The following is a 19,581-nucleotide window of genomic DNA, read 5'->3' as shown; positions in this document are numbered from 1 at the left end:
TAATGATGGACGAATTTAAAAGTGTTAAAAATGTAATCGGAAAAATGAGTTTTATTTATGCAGATGCTGTATCGCACTGCATCGTAGATGTGGTAGCGGATCGTAAGTTAAAATCGCTAAAAGATCATTTTTATCGCTATTCTTTGAAACTAAGACAAAAAGTCAAAACAGTAACGATTGATATGTATGAACCATATATGTCGCTAATCAAACAATTATTTCCTAACGCGAAGATTATTATTGACCGTTTTCATATTGTTCAATCCTTAAATCGAGCGTTAAATATGTCTAGAGTTCATGTAATGAATTGTTATAGAACCTCTAATAGACCGCTTTATAATAAATATAAAAGTTATTGGAAACTATTTCTTAAACCTTTTGAAACGCTAGAAGTATTTAATTATCATAAAGTCCATTTATTTAAAGAGTGGAAAACCGAAAAAGGCATTATAAATTACTTATTAGGTGTAGATGTAAAATTATTTAATACATATCACTACGTTCATGAGCTAAGACGATTATTAAAAAAGAACCAAATAGAGAAATTTAATCATAAACTTTTTTCTATTCATCTTTCAGATGTGTGTCCTAAATTACGCTCGGTCATTAGAACTTTAAGACGATTAGCTGCTTTCATTGAAAATACTATGACATATTCTAACCTGACCAACGGTCCGTTAGAAGGAATTAATAATAAAATCAAACTCATTAAAAGGGTATCTTTTGGTTATAGAAATTATGATAATTTACGTAATCGAATTATTATAACTTCGCGGCTATTTGCCTCAACAACAAAAAAAGAGATTAAACAACCTAAAGTTGCTTAATCTCAATATTTGGACTCATCAGTCCGATTTGACGTAGAGCCTAAGTTTAATTATTTATGAAACTTTATAATCGAATATAGAGTTTAAATTGAATAGACGTGTAAATGTATTGCCTGAGTTACCTTGACTGGCACTATTTGAACTATTCGAGCTGTTTCCACTTGATGCTGAGTTAGAGCCACCATTTGATGAAGAAGATGTATCGCTACTTCCATGAACACTACGGTTAGTAGTATTATTATCAGAATGACCTGATACAGATAGACTGTCCGGTGAACTTCCTTGTACATCATTAGGCTTTTTGAAATCTTCACCATCTTTAGATGAGATACTAGACATTACATCTTCATACAAGTATTGTGGATACTCTTGTTCTGAATGACCGATAAATGAATTTGTTCCGTATTGTTTAACCTTATTGAAGCCCATCCATACCGACATAGTATATTCTGGACTGAAACCATTGATCCAAACATCTTTGGCAGCATTATCAGGTAAATTATACTTTTCGTATATTTCTTGTCCATACGTACCAGTACCAGTTTTCGCACCCATGTTTACGCCTGACACACCATGTCCATAAGCCGAACCATATGCTTTAAATGTACCTTTAAGAATTTCAGCTAACATATATGATGTATAGTCTTTCATAGCTTTGTGACTCGTATGTTCATACTCAATTGTATCTCCTTCATGAGTAACAACTTTTTGTATTGAATGCGCATTATTATAAGTACCACCATTTGCTATTGCTGCAAAAGCGGAAGCTAGTTGAGTAGGTGAGAATTCTGATGAAGATCCACCTAATACTTCTGAAGGTCCAATTTTGCCACTATAATCCAATCCTAATTTAGATGCAAATTTCTGAGGTGCATCATTACCAGCTTGACTTTTAACTTGTTGCCAAGTTTTTAAAGCTGGAATATTGAAACTTTGACGCAATGCATCATAGATAGATACTGTTCCATGACTCTTAGTATCATAGTTCTTGAATTGAGAACCATCTACCCAATATGACGATTCGTCTTGAACCGCATGATTAGTTGACCACTTCATATTTTCTATTGCAGGTCCATAAGCTAAGAAAGGTTTTAATGATGAACCAGTAGGGTGAGGGTCAGTAGCTTGGTTTCTTTCAACAACATTTTTATAATTACGTCCACCTGAGATCGCAACTAATCCACCAGTTTTACTATCTAGAATTGTTGCACCAACTTGTTGGTCTTCATTCTTGTAGAAAGAACCATTGTTAATTCGATTTTGTAACGTTTGTTGAACATCTTTATCCATATTAGTATAAATTTTTATACCACTTTGAAGAACTGAACCTAAATTTTTATCCTTAAAGTACTTGTTATTCATTAATTCAGATTGAACGAAATTAACGTAAGAATCATACTCAGGATTTTTTTCATTTCCAGTGACTTGACGTTCTTTTTTAGTACGTTCAACTAAGTTAGCTTTAAGATCAATCTTCTTAGCATCCGCATATTGTTTATCATTAATACGGTTATGTTTATGCATAAGATAAAGCACAGTATCTTTACGATTATTAGCTTCCTTAGGATTGTTGTAAATGTTGTAAAGGTTAGGAACTTGAGGTAAACCAGCTAGATAAGCTTCTTCAGCTAAATTTAAATCCTTCATATCTTTGTTGAAGTAATATTTAGCGGCGGCCTTAATTCCAGTAACGCCATCCGAATAATAAATCTTATTCATGTAAACTTGGAATATTTCATCTTTGCTGTACTCTTGTTCTAATCTATAAGAAAGATAAGCTTCTTGTGCTTTACGACCGATAGATTTTTGTTGTGTCAAGAATGAGTCTTTTACAACTTGTTGTGTAAGTGTAGACGCACCTTGCGAACCAAATCCACCTGTTAAGTTTTTACCAATGGCACCAAATAAACGTTTGTAATCTAATGCTCCATGTTGGTAGAAACGGTTATCTTCAGTAGCTAAAACAGCATTTTTCATGTCTTTAGGAACATCTTTGATATTCACATGTTCATGTCGCTGTCCGTTATCAAGTGTTTTTACAAGTTCTCCGTTTTTATCGTAAATCTTTGCTGGAATTGGATCATCTAATTTTGATTCGCTAAATGCTGGAGCTTTCCACGCATAATAAGCAAACAACAAGATACCGAGTAGCAATAGAACGAAAAAGGCAATAATCATAAAACCTATAATCTTAATAATCGTTCTCTTTACATTCCTATTCTTTTTTCCATTGGACTTCCCATTGTTGTTCTTTTTAGGTTGGGAAGACCCTTTATTTTCCGTCATACGCGGTCCTCACTTTCATCTAATATCAACTTATCAACTGCCTTGAGGTAATTCAATCTTGGTTGATATTGATAAGGAATATGGTAACCATTTTTCCGAATTTCTTCAACAGTTATCGACTTTTTAATATTATTAATGTATCTTTGCCAATATTTTTCAAATTTTGAATAGGGTAAAAGATACACTTCATCAAGTGATTTAAAACGTATCATTAAAAAGACAATTCCTTTTTGATGATATGTATTTTTCATATGTTCTACTTGATGTGCATGAATATTATTGAGTGGAAATGAAGTTTTGTTCTTAGTTTCTTTAGCTTCAAAATCAATGTAATATCCATTATAGACACCATTATAATCAGTTGTTGAAGGAGTGCGAAAATAAGCCTCATTTATTACAGCCTTACTACGTTTCGGATAGTGAACATTAACTATTTGAACCGGAGTCGGCTTTTTATGAATAACTGCTATGCCACTTTTAAGATAGAAAGTATTCGATTGTTCAATATCTTTCTCAAGTGTCATACCTCGTCCACCATATTCAATATTACTTGAAAATGGCGAACTCTTACGTCCGTCCAAAGGCTTATTTTTAGAGTATGGTTTACCATTTGGATAATTCATCATAATTCACCACACAAGTTTGTTCCTATTTTATACTAAATGATTATTTAAAATTATAAAATTAAAACAAACTATCGTATTTGAATGTATATGTCACAAAGAAAACATACATCAATCACTATTTTAACTTGCTTATGCCAATCTGTCACGATTTCTTTCATAAATGAAAGATAAATGTAATCTTCAAGTTAATAAAATTCCATAAATTTCATATTTTTTTATTTAGTATTACTAATAGAATTTAACAAACCAAAAATATCATTTTCTAATTTTTCACTCTATGTATATTTCCATGACTTTCGGATTTATAATATGTTAAATTAATTAAGTAGGAGGCATCTAAATGTATCAAATCATTAAACAATTGTTAGAGGATATTGATGAAATGAATTATAGGTATCAACATGTAAAAATTAACGGCGGTTCATTCGATTTTTATAAAGATGTTGAACCCTATGTCAAAAATATTGATAATCATTTAGAGGCACTCAACTTTTACTCAAAAAGCATTACAGAAACACAATATATGAGCCAACAAAAGTTAGATCTATTGATATTAAATATACAAAAGCTTTCTGTAGATTGTCATTTTCCTAGAACGAGCCGTAAATTATTTGTCGAAAAACTTAAAAGTGCCCAGTACGATTTAAAAAATATTTTATCGAATTATGTTTAGTGAGGAAAAAAAATGGTTAAAACTGTTTATATTACTGGCTATAAATCTTTTGAACTGAATATCTATAAAGACGATGCGCCAGAAGTATATTATTTAAAGCAATTTATAGCTCATAAATTAAAACATCTTTTAGATGAAGGTTTAGAGTGGGTATTGATACAAGGACAAATGGGTATAGAATTATGGTCTGCTGAAGTAGTGATTGAACTAAAAAAAGACTTCCCAGATATTAAACTAGGTATAATTACACCATTTCTAGGTCATACACAACGATGGAATGATAAGAATCAAGCTAAGTATACAAATATTATACAACAAGCCGATTTTACTGAAAGCATTCATCACACTGAGTATATGGGTGCCTATCAATTTAAACAAGCAGATCAATTCATGCTTGATCATACCGATTACACTATTTTAATTTATGATGATGAACAAGAGGCAAGCCCTAAATACTTTAAGGCTATGTTAGTTGAATTTATGGAAAAAACAAACTATACTTGTGATATTGTGACGTTTGATGAACTCACTGACTTCATCAACGACTTGCAGTGGTCTCAAGATCAAAGTTTCGAATGAGGTGGAAAAAAAGATGTCAGATGTTTCATTAAAATTATCAGCGAAAGATATTTATGAAAAAGATTTCGAAAAAACTATGGCAAGAGGCTATAGAAGAGAAGAAGTAGACGCTTTTTTAGATGATATCATTACAGATTATCAAAAAATGGCGGATATGAACAATGAAGTAGTAAAGCTTTCTGAAGAAAATCACAAATTAAAAAAAGAACTTGAGGAATTAAGATTACGTGTTGCTACATCAAGACCACAAGACAATAAAAACTTTTCTTCAAATAATTCAAGCAGTGCTTCAAATAATGTAGATATTTTAAAACGTATTTCAAACCTTGAAAAAGCAGTATTCGGTAAATAAAATTTTTACTTATTTCGTATAAATTTTATGACTTTACACTTAAAATTATGTTATAATCTCAAAAGTGATATTTCGGGTAATCGCTATAGCAATATAGAGGAAAGTCCATGCTCACACAATCTGAGATGATTGTAGTGTTCGTGCTTGATGAAACAATAAATCAAGGCATTAATTTGACGGCAATGAAATAACCTAAGTCATTTGATATGGTTAGAATAGTTTGAAAGTGCCACAGTGACGTAGCTTTTATAGAAATATAAAAGGTGGAACGCGGTAAACCCCTCGAGTGAGCAATCCAAATTGGGTAGGAGCACTTGTTTAGCGGAATTCAACGTATAAACGAGACGATTTTTACGCGAAAGTAAAAATATGTAGACAGATGGTTACCACCGACGTACCAGTGTAACTAGTACACATTATGAGTACAACGGAACAGAACATGGCTTACAGAAATATCATCACTAGTTTAGCTCTCCCATTTATGGAGAGCTTTTTTAATTGAAATCATAATTGATTTAGAATAATTTATTACAATATACACTTTACATTTATGGTTTTCCGCTTCAAAATTAAATTAATTAATACTTATAAATATTAAATTATACATATATTGATTCAATAAATTAAAAGGAGACTCGGTCATGTTTCAATTATTAGCAGTATGTCCAATGGGATTAGAAGCAGTTGTAGCTAAAGAAATACAAGAATTAGGTTACGATACACAAGTAGAAAACGGTCGTATCTTTTTTGAAGGTGATGAAAGTGCTATTGTTAGATGTAACTTATGGTTACGTACCGCAGACCGAATAAAAATTGTAATGGGTCGATTCAATGCTACTACTTTCGACGAATTATTTGAGCAAACAAAGTCATTACCATGGGAGACCGTAATTGACAAAGAAGGTAATTTTCCTGTTCAAGGGCGGAGTGTAAAATCAACATTATACAGTGTACCTGACTGCCAAGCAATTACTAAAAAGGCTATAGTAGAACGACTTAAGCATGCTCATCAAGAAAAAGGATGGCTAAGTGAAACAGGCGCCAAATATCCTGTAGAAGTAGCAATATTAAAAGATAATGTATTATTGACCATTGATACTGCTGGTTCTGGACTCAACAAGCGAGGTTATCGCATTGCTCAAGGTGAAGCACCCATTAAAGAAACATTGGCAGCAAGCCTCATTCGTTTAGCAAATTGGAATGGTAACACACCTTTAATTGATCCTTTCTGTGGTTCAGGCACCATCGCTATTGAAGCATGTCTTATTGCACAAAATATTGCTCCTGGTTTTAATAGGGATTTTGTATCTGAACAATGGAATATGATGCCACCTAATATTTATGACAAATTTCGTGATGAAGCTGATCAATTGGCTGACTATGATAAAGACATACAAGTATATGCTTCTGATATTGATCCAGAAATGATTGAAATTGCAAAACGTAATGCAGAAGAAGTTGGTCTCGGAGATATCATACAGTTCAATGTTAAAGATGTGAATACTTTGTCTATTGATACCGACATGCCTGTAGCACTTGTTGGCAATCCACCGTATGGTGAAAGAATTGGAGATCGTGAAGAAGTTGAAGAAATGTATCGTTATATAGGTACACTTTTGAAACAACATCCTCATTTATCGGCCTATATATTAACAAGTAACAAAGAATTTGAATACTTAGTTAATCGAAAAGCGACTAAAAGACGTAAGTTGTTCAACGGGTATATTGAATGTACGTACTATCAGTATTGGGGTAAAAAGCAAAGTAATAAAAATTAAATTTTACATTTTATAATACTTGTGTAATTATAGTAATTATTCAAGTACTATTTATTCGCACTCTTATCTTGACTGTAGTACAGTTAAATAGGAGTGTTTAATTTTATTAAAAAATAAGTCATATACTAAAAATGTATCATATTTTAATTAGAAAGGGGCTTTTAAATATGAAGACTGTTTTGATTGTAGGCGCAAATGGTAGAGTATCTATCGAAGCGACAAAAATTTTCCTAGAGAACTCAAGATTTAATGTTGATTTATTTTTGAGAAATGCGCATCGTATACCTGATTACGCCTCTAATAGAATTAAAGTTTATGAGGGAGACGCTAAAAATATTGAGGATTTAGAAAGTGCTTTAAACAATGTTGATGTTGTTTTCGCAAGTTTATCAGGATCACTTGATAAACAAGCTGAAACTATCGTAAAAGCCATGGATAACAAAAATGTTAAGAGACTGATTTTTGTAGCAGCACCTGGTATTTATGATGAACTACCAGAACCATTCAATCAATGGAATAAAGAACAATTTGGCGAAAAATTGAATCGCTACCGCAAAGCATCTGATATTATAGAAAATTCAGATTTAGATTACACCATAATACGTCCAGGCTGGCTTACAGATAAAAATGAAAATGTATATGAGATCACAGCAAAGAACGAAACATTTAAAGGTACTGAAGTATCACGTAAAAGTGTAGCATCTTTAGCAGTACAAATTGCCAAAAACCCAGAACTACACTCTAAAGAAAATATTGGTGTGAATAAACCTAATACAGAAGGTAATAAACCTGCTTGGTTCAATTAGTATAAAGTTTGTATCTACATGCATGGGTTTTAAATCAATATTATGATAGAATTTGAAATAGATAAATAAGCTTAAATTTAGGGCAAGTCATCATGGCTGCCTTATTTTTTTGAATTTATTGCTAATTATCATAAAATAAATTGTACAATATTACTTAAATTCAAACAGGGGAATATCTTTCATTCAATTATAAAAACAAGATAGAATTCATTTATTATACTTCTAATATCTTTGATGAAAGTCACAATAATCATTTAGCTACAGATACTTTTCATTTAAATTTAATTTACCTTTCAAATAATTTTGAATTCTGATTTTGTTACTTTAATCAAGTAAAAATACTGTGATTTATCACTGAACTAAAGGGGTAATACTTATGGCAATAAATGAACAATTAGATACTTTATATAAATTAAAAAAAGAATTGGAAAAATCTAATAACAGAACTTTAATTAATACCATTAATCAAGTAATAAAAAAAGTTTATTTAAATCAATACACCGCAACATTTGTAGGACATTTCTCAGCTGGAAAATCAACGTTAATTAATTTGTTATTAGAACAAGATATACTACCAAGTTCTCCAGTACCAACAACGAGCAATACAGCTATCGTTTCAGTAGCCAAGGAAGACGAAATCATTGCCAATCTTACGCAACAACAATATACAAAATTAAAAACGTACAACGATGTTAAACAAATGAATCGACAAAATGTCGATGTAGAATCGATAGAAATTAATTTTCCATCAAACAAATTTAATCTAGGGTTTACATTTCAAGATACACCGGGTGTTGACTCTAACGTTGCAACGCATCAGTCGAGTACAGAGCAATTTATGTATACAAGTAACTTGTTGTTTTATACAGTAGACTATAATCATGTCCAATCAGCGTTGAACTTTAAATTTATGAAACGTATTAATGAAGCTGGTATACCAATTATTTTTGTGATTAATCAGATTGATAAACATAATGAAGAAGAAATTACATTTGAAACTTTTAAATCAAGAGTCGAAAAATCAATCAAAGACTGGGATATCAAACTTCAAGATACTTATTACGTTTCAAAGTTTGATCATCCACAGAATGAAATTGACAAACTTTCAAATTTTCTAGTATTTATGGATCAACATCGTGAATCAACAGAAGACTATGTTAATAGAACAATTCAATTCATTACCGACGCACAATACATATACATTCAAAATGAAATGCAATCTATTCTTGACACCCTTCAAATTAATGAAGAACAATTCGAGGAAGCATATATTCAATTTCAACAAAATCAAGAAGTCAGCGCAGAAGCACAATTGCTCAATGACTCTAATCAATTATTTAATTATTTAAAACAGAAGCGTAAAGATATATTAGATAATGCTTATATCATGACGTACGATATGCGTGAATCTTTACGGAATTATTTAGAAAGCATGGCAACTGATTTTAAAGTGAATGGATTTTTTAATAAAAGGAAGAAAAAAGAAGAAGAACAAATCAAACGACTTAATGAGGCGACCACTCAATTGCAAGAGAAAGTTAATCAACAAGTACGACAACCACTTCGTGAAGATATGTCATTTTTAACTAGATTCATAAATAAACATGCTGTGAATGAAAAAATACTAAATCAAGATTATGACGTCGTTCCGTCACTTATATCAGAGCTATATCAAACTCAAACGAGCATTAGCAACACATACGTTTTAACATTTTCAGATGAAGTTATAAAAGCTTTGAATAAAAAAATAGAAAATGAGTCAACGCCACTATTTGAAGAAGCTGTCAATCATGTACAAGTTAATGAATTATCAAGTGATGAAAATGAAGATAGGTATGAATATGATAGATACATTGAACTTAACACATTAAAGGATTCGCTTACATCCCACAACTACAAACATTACTATATCCATTTAGACGATTCTTTAGATAAATTAATTGGAAGAACAGAGACTCATTTTGAACTTAAACAAGAAAATTCGACTGCTTATCATCGTAAACATGAGACACAACATAGTAAAGAGTTTGTTACATCTAATCAAGATATTAAGCGTGCATTAGATATCGTTAAAGATGTACCATTATTTGATCGCACTAAACAAGATATCACCGATACCATTCAGAGACTCGATAATCAAATAACAAAAGTAGGTGTTTTTGGTACATTTAGCGCAGGTAAAAGCAGCTTAATCAACGCTCTACTAGGTGATAACTATTTAGTTAGTTCTCCTAATCCAACAACAGCGGCAACGACGGAATTATCATATGGTAAAGAGAGTCAAATCACATTAAAATCTAAAGAGCAATTACTAGAGGAAGTTAATCATGTACTAGAATTTTATGAAATATCATTTAACACCTTAGACAACTTTATTGAGAGCGATTTAGAGAAGTTAAAATCGAAACTAGAAAAGAACCAACTTGCATTTATTAGTGCAATTGAGAAACATTATGAAATGTACACGTCAATGCTAGAACATTCACTTATACACACAGTATCGCTTGAAGAAATTAAAAAGTGGAGTGCCGAGGATGAGTATGCCACTTTCGTGAAAACTGTACACCTTAAGCTACCTTTAGATTGGCTTAAGGGTAAAACCATTATTGATTCACTGGGTTTACATTCCAATAATCAAAGACACACGAATGAAACTGAACAAATTCTCACTTCTTCTGACCTTATTTTGTATGTAACTTACTTCAATCATTCATTTACAGATAACGACAAAGCCTTTATCGAACATATGAAAGATATGAATCAATTAAATGAAAATCAAGCTTTTAAAATGATAATTAATGCGGTTGACCTAGCTGAAGATAAACAGGATATACAAGCCGTTGAGGATTATGTTGCAGATGCACTGGGGCAAGTTAACTTACACTCTGATATATATAGTGTTTCAAGTCGTCAAAGTTTAAATGGGAATAACATTGGCATAAATGAATTAAGAGAAAGTATACAATACTTTGCAAAGGTTGAATCTAGAACAATTTTAGAGCAGCAGATGACTTATCAATTGCAACAAATGAATAACTCCTTTAAAAAAATGATTAAAGATTTTCACGATGACAACGCAAAATTATCAGCTAGACAACATAAATTAAATCACTATAAAAACCAAACCCTATTAAATCAAGAGTTGATTGATACAACTGCACAACGTACTTTCAATGAAGTAGAAGAACAAGTATATCATCTAAATGAACGGTTAAAACTACAACTTTTAGATGAGGTTAAATCTGTGTTTAATAGTCAGATGACACAAAATAACGACTTTAATGAGGAAAAGAAAATTTCAACTAAAATATATTTAGATCAAATTCATCAACGCTTATTCTTAGAGCAATCACTTATCACAGAAAGGATTAAAAAATATTTTAATTCACAACTAGAAGAACAAATCCTACCAGTCATGAAAAAGTTAAATCAGATTCATGTTATTATAAATGCAAAATTTAATGTTGAGCCATCACTCGTTGATACGGCGTTACTTCAAATTGAACTTAATTCAATGTTGCAATCACTACCAAAACAGTTAACTAAACGTAAAATAGTTAATCCAAAGTCACAAAAGGATATACAAGTACACTTAGCTAATCAAACTCTTGAATTATTACAAGATGATTTGAACTCATTGCGCCGACAATTAAATGATTATATCCATGAGATGACTCAACTTGCCGAACATCAATTTCAAATGTTGGAGACATCCATTCAACAACAAATTGATGAGTTACTTTCATTCACTATCGATGACACATTAATACAACAACTAGAATTGAAAACGACACAATTAGACAATATTTTATAGTAGAAAGAAGGATTAAAAATGCCTCAAAGAGTATTGCTCGTTGATGGAATGGCTTTATTATTTAGACATTTTTATGCAACAAGCTTACACAATCAATTTATGTACAATTCTAAAGGAATTCCTACAAATGGTATTCAAGGTTTTGTAAGACATATTTTTAGCGCTATCAAGGAAATCGAACCTACTCACGTAGCAGTTTGTTGGGATATGGGGCAAGAAACATTCAGAAATGAAATGTATGATGGCTATAAACAAAATCGCCCAGCACCTCCTGATGAACTTATACCTCAATTTGATTATGTTAAAGAAATATCCCATCAGTTTGGTTTTGTAAATGTTGGTAAGCGTAATTATGAAGCTGATGATATTATTGGCAGTTTAGCGGAAACATATTCACAAGAACATGAAGTTTATATCATTACCGGAGACCGAGACTTACTCCAATGCATTAATCATAATGTAGAAGTTTGGCTTATAAAAAAAGGTTTTACAATCTATCAACGTTACACGCTTGATCGTTTCATTGATGAATACGGGCTTAATCCTCAACAATTAATAGATGTTAAAGCTTTTATGGGTGATACAGCAGATGGCTATTCTGGTGTAAAAGGGATAGGTGAAAAAACAGCAATTAAATTGATTCAAAATCATGGAACTGTCGAAAATGTAGTGAACAATTTATCATCACTAACTCCCGCTCAACAGAAAAAAATAACAAATAATTTAAATCATCTGCATTTATCAAAGTCACTCGCAGAAATATATACGAAAGTTCCAATCGAAACAGACAAACTTTTTGAAGAGATGACATATGCTCATACGTTAAATGAGATTTTATCCATTTGTAATGAACATGAACTATACGTTTCAAGTAAATATATTGCAAGTCACCTCTAACCATAAACCAATGAACATTTCATTTAGATATTGTTCATTGGTTCTTTTAATATCAATTAGCATCTCCATCAAAAATATAAATATTTTATTAAAACTTCGTGAATTAATTTCACAAAGTTATCTTAAAGTGATATTATTGTTTAGAACAAATAAATTGTTGTTCAAAATGCTATTGTGATAAATGAAGAGCAAACCGAAATCAAACGGTCGGAACATCTGCTCTTTTTTATTGAGCAAATGTATAAGTTATTCATTGTCAAAATTATCAACATTAAATACGCATAATTTTCAAATCACATCAAACAACAAAGAAAAAACATCAAGAATAGGAGTGGCAATAGCTTTGAATAATCGTGATAAATTACAAAAATTTAGTATCCGAAAATACGCAATTGGAACATTTTCTACTGTGATTGCAACACTTGTATTCATGGGTATCAATCCAAACCATGCAAGTGCCGACGAGTTGAATCAAAATCAAAAGTTAATTAAACAATTAAATCAAACAGATGATGATTCGAATACGCATAATCAAGAAATCGAAAATAACAAACAAAATTCAGCTGGGCAGACTGAATCATTAAGTTCATCAACTAGTCATAATCAAGCAAATGCACGACTGTCGGATCAAGTCAAAGACCCTAATGAAACATCGCAACAATTACCAACAAATGTTTCTAATGATAGTATCAATCAATCGCATAGTGAAACAAATATGAATAACGAACCATTGCAAGTTGATAACAGTACTATGCAAGCACATAGTAAAAAAGTAAGCGATAGCGATGGGAATGCTTCTGAAAATGAACATCATAAACTAACAGAAAATGTACTTGCGGAAAGCCGATCAAGTAAAAATGACAAAGAAAAAGAGTATCTACAAGAGAAAGATAAACCACAGCAAGTACAGCCACCATTAGATAAAAATGCATTACAAGCTTTTTTTGACGCATCATATCACAATTACAGAATGATTGATAGAGATCGTGCGGATGCAACAGAATATCAAAAAGTCAAATCTGCTTTTGATTACGTCAATGACCTACTAGGTAATAATCAAAATATTCCTTCAGAACAGCTTGTTTCGGCATATCAACAATTAGAGAAAGCATTAGAACTTGCACGTACGTTACCACAACGATCTACTACAGAAAAGCGTGGTAGAAGAAGTACGAGAAGTGTTGTTGAGGAACGATCATCAAGAAGCGATTACTTAGATGCAAGAACTGAATATTATGTTTCAAAAGACGATGATGATTCTGGTTTCCCTCCTGGTACTTTCTTCCATGCTTCAAATAGAAGATGGCCTTATAATTTACCAAGATCTAGGAACATCTTACGTGCTTCTGATGTACAAGGTAATGCTTATATCACTACAAAACGACTTAAAGATGGATATCAATGGGATATTTTATTTAATAGTAATCATAAAGGTCATGAATATATGTACTATTGGTTTGGACTTCCAAGTGATCAAACACCAACTGGTCCTGTAACTTTCACTATTATTAACCGTGATGGTTCAAGTACATCTACTGGTGGAGTGGGATTTGGATCAGGTGCACCACTACCTCAATTTTGGAGATCAGCAGGTGCTATTAATTCTAGCGTAGCGAATGATTTTAAACATGGCTCCGCTACAAATTATGCATTTTATGATGGTGTTAATAATTTTTCTGACTTTGCTAGAGGGGGAGAATTATACTTCGACAGAGAAGGCGCTACACAAACTAATAAATATTATGGCGATGAAAACTTCGCAATGTTAAATAGTGAGAAACCAGATCAAATAAGAGGATTAGATACAATATATAGTTTTAAAGGTAGTGGTGATGTAAGTTATCGTATTTCATTTAAAACTCAAGGATCTCCAACTGCAAGATTGTATTATGCTGCTGGCGCGCGTTCTGGTGAATATAAACAAGCAACGAATTATAACCAACTCTATGTCGAACCTTATAAGAATTATCGAAATCGAGTACAGTCAAATGTCCAAGTTAAAAATCGTACACTTCATTTAAAAAGAACAATCAGACAATTCGATCCTACATTACAGAGAACTACTGATGTTCCTATTTTGGATAGTGACGGTTCCGGAAGTATTGATTCGGTATACGACCCATTAAGTTATGTAAAGAATGTGACTGGTACAGTCCTAGGTATTTATCCATCTTATCTTCCTTATAATCAGGAAAGATGGCAGGGAGCTAATGCAATGAATGCCTATCAAATTGAAGAACTTTTTTCACAAGAAAATCTTCAAAATGCAGCACGTTCAGGCCGTCCAATTCAATTTCTTGTAGGTTTTGATGTTGAAGATAGCCATCATAACCCTGAAACTCTTTTACCAGTAAATTTATATGTAAAACCTGAGTTAAAACATACAATTGAGTTATATCACGATAATGAAAAACAAAATAGAAAGGAATTTTCAGTATCGAAACGAGCGGGCCATGGTGTTTTCCAAGTAATGAGTGGAACGCTTCATAACACTGTAGGATCAGGAATATTACCTTATCAACAAGAGATACGTATCAAACTTACTAGTAATGAACCAATTAAAGATAGTGAATGGTCTATTACAGGATATCCTAACACGCTTACATTACAAAACGCTGTAGGTAGAACAAATAATGCTACTGAAAAAAACTTAGCTCTTGTTGGTCATATTGATCCAGGAAATTATTTCATCACTGTTAAGTTTGGTGATAAAGTAGAACAATTTGAAATTAGATCAAAACCAACACCACCAAGAATCATTACAACTGCTAATGAATTACGTGGAAATCCTAACCACAAGCCTGAAATAAGAGTAACAGATATACCTAATGATACTACTGCTAAAATCAAACTTGTGATGGGTGGAACCGATGGTGATCATGATCCAGAAATAAATCCATATACTGTCCCTGAAAACTACACAGTAGTTGCAGAAGCATACCATGATAATGATCCAAGTAAAAATGGGATCTTAACATTCCGTTCATCAGACTACCTTAAAGATCTACCATTAAGCGGTGAATTAAAGGCAATTGTTTATTACAATCAATATGTACAATCAAACTTTAGTAATAGCGTTCCGTTTAGTAGTGATACAACACCACCTACAATTAATGAACCAGCAGGACTAGTTCATAAGTATTACAGAGGAGATCATGTAGAAATTACTCTTCCAGTCACTGATAATGCTGGCGGTTCAGGTTTAAGAGATGTAAACGTCAATTTACCTCAAGGTTGGACAAAATCTTTTACAATCAATCCTAATAATAATACTGAGGGTACGCTTAAGTTAATCGGTAATATACCTAGTAATGAAGCATATAATACGACATATCATTTCAATATAACTGCAACTGATAATTCTGGAAATACAACAAATCCAGCTAAAACCTTTATTTTAAATGTTGGTAAGTTGGCTGATGATTTAAATCCAGTCGGATTATCTAGAGATCAACTACAATTAGTGACAGACCCTTCTTCATTATCTAATTCCGAACGAGAAGAGGTAAAAAGAAAAATAAGTGAAGCAAATGCTAATATAAGATCATATTTATTACAAAATAACCCAATACTCGCTGGAGTAAATGGCGACGTTACATTTTATTATAGAGATGGTTCTGTAGATGTTATTGATGCTGAAAATGTAATCACATATGAGCCCGAAAGAAAATCCATTTTCAGTGAAAATGGTAATACAAATAAAAAAGAAGCAGTAATCACTATTGCTAGAGGACAAAACTATTCCATTGGTCCAAACTTGAGAAAATATTTCTCATTAAGTAATGGTTCGGATTTACCTAATAGAGATTTCACCTCTATATCAGCTATTGGATCTTTACCTTCATCGAGTGAAATTAGTCGACTCAATGTTGGAAATTATAACTATAGAGTTAATGCTAAAAACGCTTATCATAAGACTCAACAAGAACTTAATTTAAAACTTAAAATAGTAGATGTTAATGCACCTACTGGTAATAATCGTGTATATAGAGTTAGTACTTATAATTTAACTAATGATGAAATCAATAAAATCAAACAAGCATTTAAAGCAGCTAATTCTGGACTTAATTTAAACGATAACGATATCACTGTTTCGAATAACTTCGATCATAGAAATGTTAGTAGTGTGACAGTAACTATACGTAAGGGCGATTTGATAAAAGAGTTTTCATCAAATCTCAATAATATGAATTTCTTACGTTGGGTTAATATAAGGGATGATTATACCATTTCGTGGACTTCTAGTAAGATTCAAGGTAGAAATACAGATGGTGGATTAGAATGGTCACCAGATCATAAATCACTTATTTATAAATATGATGCAACATTAGGTAGACAAATAAATACTAATGACGTGTTAACTTTACTTCAAGCAACAGCTAAAAGTTCAAATTTACGTTCAAATATTAATAGTAATGAAAAACAGTTAGCAGAACGAGGTGCTAATGGGTATTCTAAATCTATAATTAGAGATGATGGTGAGAAATCTTATTTACTTAACTCAAATCCTATTCAAGTATTAGACTTAGTAGAACCAGAAAACGGTTACGGTGGACGACAAGTCAGTCATTCTAACGTTGTATATAATGAAAAAAATTCCACTATCGTAAATGGTCAGGTTCCAGAAGCTAATGGGGCATCCGCTTTTAATATTGATAAAGTTGTTAAAGCTAATGCGGCAAATAATGGTATTATGGGTGTTATCTATAAGGCACAATTATACTTAGCACCATACAGTCCAAAAGGTTACATTGAAAAATTAGGCCAAAATTTAAGCAATACCAATAACGTGATTAATGTTTATTTTGTGCCTTCTGATAAAGTAAATCCTAGTATAACTGTAGGTAATTATGACCATCATACGGTATATTCTGGTGAAACATTTAAAAATACTATCAATGTAAATGATAATTATGGATTAAATACAGTAGCTTCTACAAGTGATAGTGCAATTACTATGACCAGAAACAACAACGAGTTAGTAGGTGAGGCTCCTAATGTTACTAATAGCACAAATAAAATTGTAAAAGTTAAAGCCACTGATAAAAGTGGGAATGAAAATATTGTTTCGTTCACAGTAAATATAAAACCATTAAACGAGAAATATAGAATAACAACTTCATCAAGCAATCAAACACCAGTGAGAATTAGTAATATTCAAAACAATGCTAACCTTTCAATTGAAGATCAAAATAGAGTAAAATCTTCACTCAGCATGACTAAAACTTTAGGTACAAGAAATTATGTCAACGAGTCAAATAATGACGTTCGTAGTCAAGTTGTAAGTAAAGTAAATAGAAGTGGAAACAATGCTACAGTTAATGTTACAACTACATTTTCTGATGGCACAACTAATACAATAACTGTTCCAGTTAAACATGTGTTATTAGAGGTTGTACCTACTACTAGAACAACAGTAAGAGGACAACAATTTCCAACCGGCAAAGGAACTTCCCCAAATGATTTCTTTAGTTTAAGAACGGGAGGTCCAGTTGATGCGAGAATAGTTTGGGTTAATAATCAGGGACCCGATATAAACAGTAATCAAATTGGTAGAGATTTAACATTACACGCTGAAATATTCTTTGATGGTGAAACAACACCAATTAGAAAAGATACGACTTACAAACTTAGTCAATCTATTCCAAAGCAAGTATATGAAACAACTATCAATGGTCGATTTAATTCATCAGGCGATGCATATCCAGGAAATTTTGTTCAAGCAGTAAATCAATATTGGCCAGAACATATGGACTTCAGATGGGCCCAAGGATCAGGTACACCAAGTTCTCGTAATGCAGGTTCATTTACTAAAACAGTTACGGTAGCTTATCAAAACGGCCAAACTGAAAACGTTAATGTACTATTCAAAGTCAAACCAAATAAACCTGTTATTGATAGTAATAGTGTGATTTCAAAAGGACAATTAAATGGTCAACAAATTTTAGTTCGAAATGTTCCACAAAATGCACAAGTCACTCTATATCAATCAAATGGAACTGTTATTCCTAATACAAGTACAACTATAGATTCTAACGGTATAGCTACTGTAACAATTCAAGGCACTCTACCAACCGGAAATATTACTGCTAAAACCTCAATGACAAATAATGTAACGTACACTAAACAAAATAGTAGTGGAATTGCTTCAAATACAACTGAAGATATAAGTGTTTTTTCAGAAAACAGTGATCAAGTAAATGTTACAGCTGGCATACAAGCTAAAAATGATGGTATTAAAATAATTAAAGGTACAAACTATAATTTTAATGACTTCAATAGTTTCATAAGTAATATACCAGCGCATTCTACTCTTACATGGAACGAGGAACCTAATAGTTGGAAAAACAACATTGGTACTACAACAAAAACTGTTACAGTTACTCTACCTAATCATCAAGGTACGAGAACTGTAGATATTCCAATAACAATTTACCCCACAGTTACAGCTAAGAATCCAGTTAGAGATCAAAAAGGGCGAAACTTAACCAATGGTACTGACGTTTATAATTATATTATTTTTGAAAATAATAACCGTCTTGGAGGAACAGCTTCTTGGAAAGACAATCGTCAACCTGATAAAAACATAGCCGGTGTACAAAATTTAACTGCACTTGTTAATTATCCTGGCATATCTACACCATTAGAAGTTCCTGTTAAAGTGTGGGTATATAATTTTGATTTCCCTCAACCTATCTACAAAATTCAAGTAGGTGATACATTCCCTAAAGGAACATGGGTAGGCTATTACAAACATCTTGAAAATGGTGAGGGATTACCAATAGATGGTTGGAGATTTTATTGGAACCAGCAAAGTACAGGAACTACTAGTGATCAATGGCAATCATTAGCATATACTAGAACTCCTTTTGTTAAAACTGGTACTTATGATGTCGTTAATCCTAGCAACTGGGGTGTTTGGCAAACATCACAATCAGCTAAA

11 protein-coding genes and 1 other RNA gene (1 of these 12 running past the window's edge) are annotated in these 19,581 nt (G+C 32.0%); 10 read left to right on the top strand and 2 right to left on the bottom strand.

Translation table 11 applies throughout. The features are described 5' to 3' along the window. The coding region (locus HMPREF2897_RS10530) for an ISL3 family transposase (RefSeq protein WP_141751299.1) at positions 1 to 827 on the top strand (827 nt) is incomplete at its 5' end. Between the two features lie 54 nt (positions 828 to 881). Here the strand turns inward: HMPREF2897_RS10530 and HMPREF2897_RS10525 are convergent. Next, positions 882 to 3,113, bottom strand: a complete 2,232-nt coding sequence (locus HMPREF2897_RS10525; RefSeq protein ID WP_002490015.1) for a transglycosylase domain-containing protein — start codon at positions 3,111 to 3,113, stop codon at positions 882 to 884. Beyond that, positions 3,110 to 3,736 (bottom strand): Holliday junction resolvase RecU, encoded by a 627-nt coding sequence (recU, locus tag HMPREF2897_RS10520; protein ID WP_002476769.1) that lies wholly within the window; start codon positions 3,734 to 3,736, stop codon positions 3,110 to 3,112. The genes HMPREF2897_RS10525 and recU overlap by 4 nt, the downstream gene beginning before the upstream one ends. Positions 3,737 to 4,079: 343 nt before the next feature. Here recU and HMPREF2897_RS10515 point away from each other — a divergent pair, with 343 nt between their 5' ends. The 9 genes from HMPREF2897_RS10515 to ebh all read left to right on the top strand — a co-directional run. Continuing rightward, a complete protein-coding gene (locus HMPREF2897_RS10515; RefSeq protein WP_002446455.1) occupies positions 4,080 to 4,412 on the top strand; it encodes a YppE family protein in 333 nt (110 codons plus the stop codon). A gap of 12 nt (positions 4,413 to 4,424) precedes the next feature. Next, positions 4,425 to 4,991 (top strand): SLOG family protein, encoded by a 567-nt coding sequence (locus HMPREF2897_RS10510; protein WP_002456190.1) that lies wholly within the window; start codon positions 4,425 to 4,427, stop codon positions 4,989 to 4,991. Between the two features lie 13 nt (positions 4,992 to 5,004). Continuing rightward, a complete protein-coding gene (gene gpsB / locus HMPREF2897_RS10505) occupies positions 5,005 to 5,343 on the top strand; it encodes a cell division regulator GpsB (RefSeq protein WP_001831034.1) in 339 nt (112 codons plus the stop codon). Between the two features lie 68 nt (positions 5,344 to 5,411). Next, positions 5,412 to 5,795, top strand: an RNA gene (rnpB, locus tag HMPREF2897_RS10500) — RNase P RNA component class B. Between the two features lie 189 nt (positions 5,796 to 5,984). Next, entirely contained in the window at positions 5,985 to 7,121 is a 1,137-nt protein-coding gene (locus HMPREF2897_RS10495) for a THUMP domain-containing class I SAM-dependent RNA methyltransferase (protein ID WP_002446454.1), read from the top strand. 167 nt (positions 7,122 to 7,288) lie between these two features. After that, positions 7,289 to 7,927, top strand: a complete 639-nt coding sequence (locus tag HMPREF2897_RS10490) for an SDR family oxidoreductase (RefSeq protein ID WP_001831317.1) — start codon at positions 7,289 to 7,291, stop codon at positions 7,925 to 7,927. 376 nt (positions 7,928 to 8,303) lie between these two features. Beyond that, positions 8,304 to 11,741, top strand: coding sequence for a dynamin family protein (locus HMPREF2897_RS10485; RefSeq protein WP_070593179.1), 3,438 nt, complete (start codon positions 8,304 to 8,306; stop codon positions 11,739 to 11,741). Between the two features lie 18 nt (positions 11,742 to 11,759). Further along, positions 11,760 to 12,638 (top strand): 5'-3' exonuclease, encoded by an 879-nt coding sequence (locus HMPREF2897_RS10480; RefSeq protein ID WP_002446451.1) that lies wholly within the window; start codon positions 11,760 to 11,762, stop codon positions 12,636 to 12,638. Between the two features lie 343 nt (positions 12,639 to 12,981). Beyond that, on the top strand, positions 12,982 to 19,581 hold the 5' portion of the coding sequence (gene ebh / locus HMPREF2897_RS10475; protein WP_070593177.1) for a hyperosmolarity resistance protein Ebh. It continues 23,844 nt past the right edge of the window; the window shows 6,600 of its 30,444 coding nt (coding positions 1-6,600); its start codon is at positions 12,982 to 12,984; the stop codon falls past the right edge of the window.

Source organism: Staphylococcus sp. HMSC065D05 (assembly GCF_001813195.1).
Taxonomy (GTDB): Bacteria; Bacillota; Bacilli; order Staphylococcales; family Staphylococcaceae; genus Staphylococcus; species Staphylococcus epidermidis.
Note: the sequence above shows the minus strand (reverse complement) of the source record. Positions and strands in the feature narration are given on the sequence as shown.

Excerpts from the sequence above, each read along its gene's own strand:
- HMPREF2897_RS10525 (WP_002490015.1), bottom strand. The coding sequence starts at position 3,113 with ATGACGGAAAATAAAGGGTCTTCCCAACCTAAAAAGAACAACAATGGG.
- recU (WP_002476769.1), bottom strand. The coding sequence starts at position 3,736 with ATGAATTATCCAAATGGTAAACCATACTCTAAAAATAAGCCTTTGGAC.
- HMPREF2897_RS10515 (WP_002446455.1), top strand. The coding sequence starts at position 4,080 with ATGTATCAAATCATTAAACAATTGTTAGAGGATATTGATGAAATGAAT.
- HMPREF2897_RS10510 (WP_002456190.1), top strand. The coding sequence starts at position 4,425 with ATGGTTAAAACTGTTTATATTACTGGCTATAAATCTTTTGAACTGAAT.
- gpsB (WP_001831034.1), top strand. The coding sequence starts at position 5,005 with ATGTCAGATGTTTCATTAAAATTATCAGCGAAAGATATTTATGAAAAA.
- HMPREF2897_RS10495 (WP_002446454.1), top strand. The coding sequence starts at position 5,985 with ATGTTTCAATTATTAGCAGTATGTCCAATGGGATTAGAAGCAGTTGTA.
- HMPREF2897_RS10490 (WP_001831317.1), top strand. The coding sequence starts at position 7,289 with ATGAAGACTGTTTTGATTGTAGGCGCAAATGGTAGAGTATCTATCGAA.
- HMPREF2897_RS10485 (WP_070593179.1), top strand. The coding sequence starts at position 8,304 with ATGGCAATAAATGAACAATTAGATACTTTATATAAATTAAAAAAAGAA.
- HMPREF2897_RS10480 (WP_002446451.1), top strand. The coding sequence starts at position 11,760 with ATGCCTCAAAGAGTATTGCTCGTTGATGGAATGGCTTTATTATTTAGA.